The following is a 9,320-nucleotide window of genomic DNA, read 5'->3' as shown; positions in this document are numbered from 1 at the left end:
TTAATGTTATGAATTATAAAGTCTTATTCGAAAATAAGACGAAATAAGCCGGTAACTCGTTATTACTTATACTAAATTTCCTAAGTGATGATGTTTTGAACAGGCAACAAAGAGCAAACCACAACACACACATGAACGGGGTAATCGGATGAAAGTAACAAAGGGTAAGATCTGGCTGGCAGGGTGTATCGCATTAGCAATGAGTCAGGCGGCGTTCGCAAAAGACATCAAAGTTGCCATCGTGGGTGCTATGTCAGGTCCGGTTGCCCAGTACGGCGACATGGAATTTACGGGGGCAAAACAGGCGATCGCTGACATCAACGCCAAAGGCGGAGTGAAGGGCGATAAACTGGTTGGCGTGGAATATGACGATGCCTGTGACCCTAAACAAGCTGTTGCCGTGGCCAACAAAGTGATTAACGACGGTATCCGTTATGTTATCGGCCACCTGTGTTCTTCTTCCACTCAGCCTGCCTCGGACATCTATGAAGATGAAGGCGTGCTGATGATCACTCCGGCGGCGACCAACGCTGACCTGACCACCCGTGGTTATAAAATGGTGATGCGCACCACCGGTCTGGATTCCGATCAGGGTCCGACCGCAGCGAAATATATCCTCGATACCATCAAACCAAAACGCATCGCTGTTGTGCATGATAAACAGCAATACGGCGAAGGTCTGGCCCGTTCCGTACAGGACGCGCTGAAAAAAGGTGGCGGTAACGTTGTTCTTTTTGAAGGCGTAACCGCAGGCGACAAAGATTTCTCCACACTGGTGGCGCGTCTGAAAAAAGAAAACGTCGATTTCGTTTATTTCGGCGGTTATTACCCGGAAATGGGTCAGATCCTGCGTCAGTCAAAACAAGCCGGTCTGGCAGCGAAATTTATGGGCCCGGAAGGCGTGGGCAACTCTTCATTGTCTAACATCGCGGGTGATGCCTCTGAAGGCATGCTGGTGACATTGCCAAAACGCTATGACCAGGTTCCAGCCAACCAGCCAATCGTTGATGCGCTGAAAGCCAAGAAACTGGATCCAACCGGTCCGTTCGTCTGGACGACTTACGCCGCATTGCAGGCGCTGACGACCGGTATGGAACGTAGTGGCAGCATGGAACCGGCTGATATCGCCAAAAATCTGAAATCAGCGTCAGTGGATACCGTAATGGGCCCGCTGAGCTGGGATGATAAAGGTGACCTGAAAGGATTCGAATTCGGTATCTTCGAGTGGCATAAAGACGGCACGTCTACCCCAATCAAATAAATGCCCGGCATCCTTCGCGCCGCCTCTGCGTTGGCCGCCTTCATTCACCCCGGTCACTTACCTGTGTAAGCTCCCGGGGATTCATTCAGTTGCCGCCTTGATGCAACACGAATGATTTTGGGCATTATGTTTCAGAACAGCGCATTACTCTGCCCGGCGTCTATTGTTATAAGAGGCGCCGGGTTGCAGTCTCAGCACAAGTTATCAAACCCTTGATTAATAAGGATAGGGTATGTCAGAGCAGTTCCTCTATTTCATTCAGCAGATGTTCAACGGTGTCACGTTGGGCAGCACTTATGCGCTGATTGCCATTGGTTACACCATGGTTTACGGCATTATCGGCATGATTAACTTCGCCCACGGCGAGGTGTATATGATCGGCAGTTATGTCTCCTTTATCGTTATCGCCGCCCTGATGATGATGGGTATCGATGCCAGCTGGTTGCTGATCGGTGCCGGTTTCATCGCGGCGATTGTAATTTCCAGTGCGTATGGCTGGAGTATTGAACGCGTGGCATATAAGCCGGTGCGTAACTCCAAGCGTCTGATTGCACTGATTTCTGCCATCGGGATGTCTATTTTTCTGCAAAACTACGTCAGCCTGACCCAGGGCTCACGCGATCTTGCCTTACCGAGTCTGGTTACCGGCCAGTGGAAACTGGGAGAGACCAACGGCTTTGCGGCGACCATCAGCACCATGCAGCTGATTATCTGGGTCGTCACGTTTGTTGCGATGCTGGCGTTGACGTTGTTCATCCGTTATTCACGCATGGGCCGCGCCTGCCGTGCCTGCGCAGAAGATCTCAAAATGGCCAGCCTGCTGGGCATCAGCACGGACCGCGTAATTTCGCTGACCTTCGTCATTGGTGCATTAATGGCGGCCGTGGCGGGCGTTCTGCTCGGTCAGTTTTACGGTGTCATTAATCCGTATATTGGCTTTATGGCCGGGATGAAAGCCTTCACCGCAGCGGTGCTGGGAGGGATCGGCAGTATTCCGGGCGCGATGATCGGCGGCCTGATTTTAGGCGTGGCCGAAGCGCTGACCTCGGCGTATCTGAGCACTGAATACAAAGACGTGGTCTCCTTCGCACTGCTGATCGTGGTGTTGCTGGTGCTGCCGACCGGTATTCTTGGTCGCCCGGAGGTTGAGAAAGTATGAAGCGCCTGAATCTGTTAAATGCGCTGGTCTCGGCATTCGTCCTGCTGGTGCTGGCGGCGTTCATTATGGGATTGCAGCTGAGTCTCGACGGCACAAAACTGGTGGTCAACGGGGCCGGTGAAGTGCGCTGGACGTGGATTGCCATCGGTTGTGTGATCGTCTTCGTGTTCCAGTTGTTCCGCCCGATGGTCAGTAGCAGCCTGAAAAAAGTCTCGGGTCCTGGCTGGGTTTTGCCAAGCTTTGATGGCTCAACGCCAAAACAAAAACTGCTGGCGCTGGTGCTGATTATCGCCGCCATCGCCTGGCCGTTTATCGTCTCGCGCGGCACAGTGGATATCGCCACGCTGACCCTGATCTACATTATGCTGGGCCTCGGTCTCAATGTTGTGGTCGGGCTGTCCGGTCTGCTGGTGCTGGGCTACGGCGGCTTTTACGCCATTGGTGCTTACACGTACGCATTGCTCAACCATTATTATGGCATCGGTTTCTGGGAAGCCTTACCGCTGGCCGGTCTGGTGTCTGCGGCATTCGGTTTCCTGCTCGGATTCCCGGTTTTGCGGCTGCGCGGTGACTATCTGGCGATCGTCACGTTGGGTTTCGGCGAAATTGTCCGTATCCTGCTGCTCAATAATACCGAACTGACCGGCGGGCCGAACGGCATCAGCCAGATCCCTAAACCGACGCTGTTCGGGCTGGAATTCAGCCGTACGCCGCGCGACGGCGGCTGGGATACCTTCAGTAACTTCTTTCATGTCACGTATGACCCGAGTGATCGCATCATCTTCCTGTACATGGTGGCGCTGCTGCTGGTGATCGCAACCTTGTTCATTATCAACCGTTTGCTGCGTATGCCGCTGGGTCGTGCATGGGAAGCACTGCGTGAAGATGAAATTGCCTGCCGCTCACTGGGCCTGAACCCGACCCGCATCAAATTGACCGCATTCACCATCAGCGCTGCGTTTGCCGGTTTTGCCGGTACGCTGTTTGCGGCACGTCAGGGCTTTGTCAGCCCGGAATCCTTCACTTTTGCGGAATCTGCGTTCGTGCTGGCTATCGTGGTGCTCGGCGGGATGGGCTCGCAGTTTGCGGTTATCCTGGCGGCGATTCTGCTGGTGGTATCCCGTGAGCTGATGCGTGATCTCAATGAATACAGCATGTTACTGCTCGGTGCGTTGATGGTGCTGATGATGATCTGGCGTCCGCAGGGCTTGCTGCCGATGAAGCGACCGCAACTGAAACTGAAACTGTCTAAGCAACAAATCGCGGATCAGGGGGAAAAGGCATGAGTACGCAACCTCTGTTAGCGGTTGAAGGGCTGATGATGCGTTTTGGCGGCCTGCTGGCGGTCAACAACGTGGCGCTGAACCTTAATCAGGGTGAAATTGTTTCCCTGATCGGCCCCAACGGTGCCGGTAAAACCACGGTATTTAACTGCCTGACCGGTTTCTATAAACCAAGCGGCGGCACCATTAAGTTACGTGATCAACATCTTGAAGGATTGCCGGGGCAGAAAATTGCCCGCATGGGCGTGGTGCGAACTTTCCAGCACGTACGCCTGTTCCGTGAAATGACCGTGATCGAAAACCTGCTGGTCGCCCAGCATCAGCACCTGAAAAGCGGTGTACTGGCTGGCCTGTTCAAAACGCCGGGTTTTCGCCGTGCTGAAGCCGATGCTCTGGATCGTGCTGCTGACTGGCTGGAGCGCGTCGGATTGCTCGAACTGGCAAACCGCCAGGCGGGTAATCTGGCTTACGGCCAGCAACGCAGGCTGGAAATTGTCCGCTGCATGGTAACGCGTCCGGAAATCCTGATGCTCGACGAACCGGCTGCCGGCCTGAACCCGCGTGAAACTGAAGAGCTGAACCAGCTGATTGCTGAACTGCGTAACCAGCACAACGTGTCGGTGCTGCTGATTGAGCACGACATGAAACTGGTCATGGGCATTTCTGACCGCATCTACGTGGTGAATCAGGGAACGCCGCTGGCGCAAGGCACACCGGCTGAAATTCGTAATAATCCTGACGTGATCCGCGCCTATTTAGGCGAAGGTTAATGGGCGAAGTCTAAGGGACAGAACAAGATGTTGTCATTTAATCAGGTATCCGCCCATTACGGCAAAATTCAGGCGCTGCATGAAGTCAGCCTGAACATTAATAAAGGGGAAATCGTCACGCTGATCGGCGCAAACGGTGCCGGTAAAACCACGCTGCTCGGCAGTTTATGTGGCGAACCGCGTGCGACGAACGGCTCGATTATTTTCGAAGGGAAAGACATCACACAGTGGCAGACCGCCAAAATCATGCGCGGCGATATCGCGATTGTGCCGGAAGGTCGCCGCGTATTCTCCCGTATGACGGTGGAAGAAAACCTGGCGATGGGCGGTTTCTTTGCCACACGCGATCAGTATCAGGAGCGGCTGGAGCGTGTGTTTACGTTGTTCCCGCGCCTGAAAGAGCGTCGTGTGCAGCGTTCAGGCACCATGTCCGGCGGTGAGCAACAGATGCTGGCGATTGGCCGTGCGCTGATGAGTCAGCCACGCTTGCTGTTGCTCGATGAACCGTCGCTGGGGCTGGCACCTATCATCATCCAGCAGATTTTCGACACTATCCAGCAGTTGCGCGAAGAAGGCATGACCATCTTCCTGGTTGAGCAAAACGCCAATCAGGCGCTGAAACTGGCCGATCGCGGCTATGTGCTGGAAAACGGTCATGTGGTGCTGGAAGACACCGGTGCGGCATTGCTGGCGAACGAAGCAGTGCGTGCGGCTTATCTCGGTGCATAAACTGGCTTCGGATTTTAAAAAACGGTGTTAAATCTGACAAACCGCACGGCAAGCGCTTTGCGGTTTTTATTTTGTCTATAAATTAACATCTCTTACATTCGTATAACTTTGCATACCATCAGGAACATGTCATGAACACAGAAGGTTTACTCGCCGCCCGTATGGTCAGGCTTAAAAGTTCGGCCATCCGGGAATTGCTGAAACACAGCAAGATGGAAGGCGTTATTTCGCTGGCGGGTGGTATTCCTTCTTCGGCGCTTTTTGATTTCGACGGTCTGCGTGAGGCGACGCAACTGGCCATCACTGAACAGCCGGAGCATGCTTTTCAGTATGGGCTGACTGAAGGCAGTTATACGCTGCGTGAGCGTATTGCTGAGCTTTGTCAGGAACGCGGAGTGGTGGCCAGTCCGGATGATATTGTGGTCACTGCCGGCTCCCAGCAGGCGCTGGATCTGGTGATGCGCGCCGTGGTAAACCCGGATGACGTTTTCGTTGTCGAGCGCCCGACCTATCTGGCAGCCTTACAGACGCTGGAACTGGCGGAGGCCAGACTGTTATCCGTCGGTTCTGACGGCGATGGCATGATTGTTGATGAGCTGGCACAACTGCTGAAGACGCACAAAATCAAAGGTGTATATCTTGTCCCGACATTCGGTAACCCGAGCGGCGTGACCCTGAGTCGTGCCCGTCGCGAACAGCTGGTAAAACTGGCGGCACAGCACGAATTTCTGATTGTGGAAGATGACCCGTACGGCGAACTGCGTTTCACTGAAGAACGCCAGCCGACGCTTTTCGAGCTGTCGAAGGCGCTGTACGGTAACGCGGATAACATCATCTACACTTCGACATTTTCTAAAATCCTGGCACCGGGCCTGCGTCTGGGCTGGGTCATTATGCCCGACTGGCTACTGCACAAAGTTGCCATCATCAAGCAGGCGGCGGATCTGCATGCCAGCGCGCTGTCGCAGACAATTGCCGAATATTATCTCGGCCTGGGCCGTCTGCCGAAGCAGATCGAAACCATCCGTACGGCCTATAAAAAGAAATGTCAGGTTATGGCCGAACTGCTGGAACGCGAACTGGGAGACGTGCTGACGTTTGAATATCCGAAAGGCGGCATGTTCCTGTGGGCACGCTTCCGCGAACCGCGTAATTGTGCTGACTGGATGAAAAAGACGCTGGCGCAGGGTGTGGTATTTGTACCGGGCGAATTCTTCTATGCCGATAACCCGGATCACTCGACGTTCCGTTTGTCGTTCGCTACCGCGACTGAAGAGCAAATGCATGAGGCGGTTGCCCGCCTCAAACGCGCATTGTAATTTTCCTTCGCTTGTCTGTCAGCAGGTACCTTTTTGTGCCCGGTACCTGCCGGCAGGCATTACATGTCGGATGGATAAACTTTACACGGTTTTATATTTTTCGTTCCCTTTTTCCCGCCATTTAACAGCACTTCTTCCGCGTCAAAAAATTCCTGAATATGATTGCTAATGACCGGACAGGCAGCAACACCCTGGAGCAGGGCGCCATGCTGCTTTAGCCAGAATAAAATGCGCACAAAACTGGCCGCATTCGGGCGGTAATGGCCGCTTTTACACGTAATCCCGACCAAAATTCCATTATTTACCGCTATTTCACCGGCAGCCTGTACCGGCGCGCCGCTCAGGAAGCTCGAGTGGTGGAAAATATCCACCCTATGATCGTTAGCGTAAAGGCTATTATTGGGCGCCATCACAAATATGGCCCATCCCTCGCCAGCAATATTGGTGCTCATATTACCCGTGTGAAACCGTTCACCGCGTGAATTATAAATGATGCCATTGTTGATATAAATTTTTTTATCTTCACGCTGTGCGCTGTCTAAATAAGTGACGCCCATTTGCAGTCTGCGTAGTAATTCTTCTCCCTTTTTATTATCAAACATATCCGGAATATAAAATTCACGCAGCCAGTCCAAAAAACTCAATGGGCTTGAGGACGTCTTCCAGATTGATAACGGGTCTTTACTATAAGCAATGGCCCTTGCTAAAGGAAAATGGCCGGGTATTAATGCTTCCTGCCAGTAATCTTGATGTAAACGGTGATGTGTTTTGCCCGTTACTCCCACCACAAAAGGTTTTACTGCCGCCCTGACTTTTGCCCAACCCCGAAGTCCGTGGCCTGAGCTATCGCCGGTCACGAGTTGAAGAGTGAGGGCCTTAGCGCGTTTAAGGGCCTGATCATGAAGTATCATGACCGCCGCAGCGCGATGGTTTGCAGGCTTACGGTGATAATATTTCTGACAGGCATCACAAATCATTAGCAGCAGATTGGCTTCTAAATCGGGCGTTTCTAACGTAATGATTTTGTAATGTTGTAAGAGCGTATCAATATGAGCCAGATAAACATTGGCCCTTCTGTGAAACAATCCCAGATTGGATTGCTTTTTAAATTCCTCTATCGTCCATATTTTATCTGGCATATGTTCTTACCTTCCATTTCTCTTAATTACACCTAGTATTTGTATGTTATTTAAGGGGTTGTAAATGAGGTGGGTAGTAGATTTTTCTGAGTGCATGATAATTTTAGTGGCTGTTCAAGTCGAATTCATTATGAATTAAGCAATGCCCTACAAAGCTTTATTTAACATCGCTATCATATTACTGTCATTGATTTTATGTTTTTCTGTCATTTTTCCATGTCATGTTAGCTCCCGAATAAAAACGTTTCTTAATATCCATTATTTCTCTGCACTTGTTCTACACCAGCAGAATTCAGGAGACAGGCATGTTCATCAACCTCAAAAAAACGGTCATTGGCACCGCGCTGGCGCTGGCTTTCAGCGCCAATGCTTTTGCTGTGACAGAAATTCCTTTCTGGCACTCTATGGATGGCGAGTTAGGCAAAGAAGTGAACTCGCTGGCTGACCGTTTTAACCAGACGCACCCTGATGTCAAAATTGTGCCTGTCTATAAAGGCAAATACGACGAAAGCCTGGCGGCTGGGATTGCAGCGTACCGAACCGGTAATGCGCCTGCGATTCTGCAGGTTTACGAAGTGGGCACCGCGACCATGATGGCCAGCAAAGCCATCAAACCGGTTTACGAAGTGTTTAGTGATGCAGGGATTAAAGAAGACGTTTCCCAGTTTGTGCCGACTGTTTCGGGTTATTACTCCGATTCCAAAGGCCGCCTGCTGTCTCAGCCTTTCAACAGCTCCACGCCGGTGCTGTATTACAACAAAGACGCTTTTAAGAAAGCCGGTCTTAATCCGGATCAGCCGCCGAAAACCTGGCAGGATATGGCGGTGTACACCGAGAAATTACGTGAAGCTGGCATGAAATGTGGCTACGCCAGTGGCTGGCAGGGTTGGATCCAAATCGAGAACTTCAGCGCCTGGCATGGTCTGCCGATCGCTACCAAAAATAATGGCTTCGATGGCACGGATGCTGTTTTGGAATTCAACAAACCAGAGCAAATCAAACATATTCAGATGCTGGAAGACATGAACAAAAAAGGTGATTTCACCTATTTTGGTCGTAAGGATGAATCCACCGCCAAGTTCTATAACGGCGATTGCGCAATGACCACCGCCTCTTCCGGTTCCCTGGCTGACATCCGTCAGTATTCTAAATTCAGCTATGGCGTAGGCATGATGCCTTACGACGCAGACATCAAAGGCGCCCCACAAAACGCCATCATCGGTGGTGCAAGCCTGTGGGTAATGAACGGCAAAGACAAAAATACCTACAAAGGCGTTGCCGAATTCCTGCAATTCCTGACCACACCTGAAATTGCTGCCGAATGGCATCAGAAAACCGGTTATCTGCCGGTGACCACCGCCGCGTATGAACTGACCAAAAAAGAGGGCTTCTACGACAAGAACCCGGGTTCTGACGTTGCTACCCGCCAGATGCTGAACAAGCCGCCATTGCCGTTCACCAAGGGTCTGCGTCTGGGCAACATGCCTCAGATCCGCACCATCGTGGATGAAGAACTGGAAAGCGTATGGAGTGGTAAGAAAACTGCCAAAGAAGCATTAGATACTGCGGTACAGCGCGGGAATTTGTTACTCCGTCGCTTCGAAGCTTCTACTAAGTAATCCAGTTTTGCTCCCTCCCCAGCGAAGGGGAGGGTTGGGGT

Annotated in this window: 8 protein-coding genes; 7 read left to right on the top strand and 1 reads right to left on the bottom strand. The window is 51.9% G+C overall.

Annotated features, from left to right (window positions below; all coding sequences use genetic code 11):
* Positions 1 to 148: 148 nt before the first annotated feature.
* From J1785_RS06895 to J1785_RS06870, 6 genes are all read left to right on the top strand, one after another.
* The gene (locus tag J1785_RS06895; RefSeq protein ID WP_129955182.1) at positions 149 to 1,261 is read left to right on the top strand and encodes a branched-chain amino acid ABC transporter substrate-binding protein; all 1,113 of its coding nucleotides are present in this window, start codon (positions 149 to 151) and stop codon (positions 1,259 to 1,261) included.
* 232 nt (positions 1,262 to 1,493) lie between these two features.
* Positions 1,494 to 2,420: a high-affinity branched-chain amino acid ABC transporter permease LivH gene (gene livH / locus J1785_RS06890; RefSeq protein WP_013577467.1), complete on the top strand. Its 927-nt coding sequence runs from the start codon at positions 1,494 to 1,496 to the stop codon at positions 2,418 to 2,420.
* Positions 2,417 to 3,706 carry a high-affinity branched-chain amino acid ABC transporter permease LivM gene (locus J1785_RS06885; protein ID WP_129955181.1) on the top strand — a complete coding sequence of 430 codons (1,290 nt, stop codon included), beginning with the start codon at positions 2,417 to 2,419 and terminating at the stop codon, positions 3,704 to 3,706. Before livH ends, J1785_RS06885 begins: the two co-directional genes overlap by 4 nt.
* Positions 3,703 to 4,473 carry a high-affinity branched-chain amino acid ABC transporter ATP-binding protein LivG gene (gene livG, locus J1785_RS06880; RefSeq protein ID WP_013577465.1) on the top strand — a complete coding sequence of 257 codons (771 nt, stop codon included), beginning with the start codon at positions 3,703 to 3,705 and terminating at the stop codon, positions 4,471 to 4,473. The genes J1785_RS06885 and livG overlap by 4 nt, the downstream gene beginning before the upstream one ends.
* A 27-nt stretch (positions 4,474 to 4,500) precedes the next feature.
* Positions 4,501 to 5,202: a high-affinity branched-chain amino acid ABC transporter ATP-binding protein LivF gene (gene livF, locus J1785_RS06875; RefSeq protein ID WP_015699082.1), complete on the top strand. Its 702-nt coding sequence runs from the start codon at positions 4,501 to 4,503 to the stop codon at positions 5,200 to 5,202.
* A gap of 131 nt (positions 5,203 to 5,333) precedes the next feature.
* Positions 5,334 to 6,521: an aminotransferase-like domain-containing protein gene (locus J1785_RS06870; RefSeq protein WP_217219104.1), complete on the top strand. Its 1,188-nt coding sequence runs from the start codon at positions 5,334 to 5,336 to the stop codon at positions 6,519 to 6,521.
* A gap of 59 nt (positions 6,522 to 6,580) precedes the next feature.
* Here the strand turns inward: J1785_RS06870 and J1785_RS06865 are convergent, their stop codons facing one another.
* Positions 6,581 to 7,660 carry a hypothetical protein gene (locus J1785_RS06865; protein WP_217219103.1) on the bottom strand — a complete coding sequence of 360 codons (1,080 nt, stop codon included), beginning with the start codon at positions 7,658 to 7,660 and terminating at the stop codon, positions 6,581 to 6,583.
* A 305-nt stretch (positions 7,661 to 7,965) separates the two neighbouring features.
* On the opposite strand from J1785_RS06865, the gene ugpB reads away from it, so the two are divergent.
* Positions 7,966 to 9,279: a sn-glycerol-3-phosphate ABC transporter substrate-binding protein UgpB gene (gene ugpB, locus J1785_RS06860; RefSeq protein WP_129955178.1), complete on the top strand. Its 1,314-nt coding sequence runs from the start codon at positions 7,966 to 7,968 to the stop codon at positions 9,277 to 9,279.
* Positions 9,280 to 9,320: the final 41 nt, after the last annotated feature.

This window comes from Rahnella perminowiae (assembly GCF_019049755.1).
GTDB lineage: Bacteria > Pseudomonadota > Gammaproteobacteria > Enterobacterales > Enterobacteriaceae > Rahnella > Rahnella perminowiae.
Note: the sequence above shows the minus strand (reverse complement) of the source record. Positions and strands in the feature narration are given on the sequence as shown.

Coding starts and splice junctions, on each gene's coding strand:
- J1785_RS06870 (WP_217219104.1), top strand. CDS start 5,334: ATGAACACAGAAGGTTTACTCGCCGCCCGTATGGTCAGGCTTAAAAGT.
- J1785_RS06895 (WP_129955182.1), top strand. CDS start 149: ATGAAAGTAACAAAGGGTAAGATCTGGCTGGCAGGGTGTATCGCATTA.
- ugpB (WP_129955178.1), top strand. CDS start 7,966: ATGTTCATCAACCTCAAAAAAACGGTCATTGGCACCGCGCTGGCGCTG.
- livF (WP_015699082.1), top strand. CDS start 4,501: ATGTTGTCATTTAATCAGGTATCCGCCCATTACGGCAAAATTCAGGCG.
- J1785_RS06885 (WP_129955181.1), top strand. CDS start 2,417: ATGAAGCGCCTGAATCTGTTAAATGCGCTGGTCTCGGCATTCGTCCTG.
- J1785_RS06865 (WP_217219103.1), bottom strand. CDS start 7,660: ATGCCAGATAAAATATGGACGATAGAGGAATTTAAAAAGCAATCCAAT.
- livG (WP_013577465.1), top strand. CDS start 3,703: ATGAGTACGCAACCTCTGTTAGCGGTTGAAGGGCTGATGATGCGTTTT.
- livH (WP_013577467.1), top strand. CDS start 1,494: ATGTCAGAGCAGTTCCTCTATTTCATTCAGCAGATGTTCAACGGTGTC.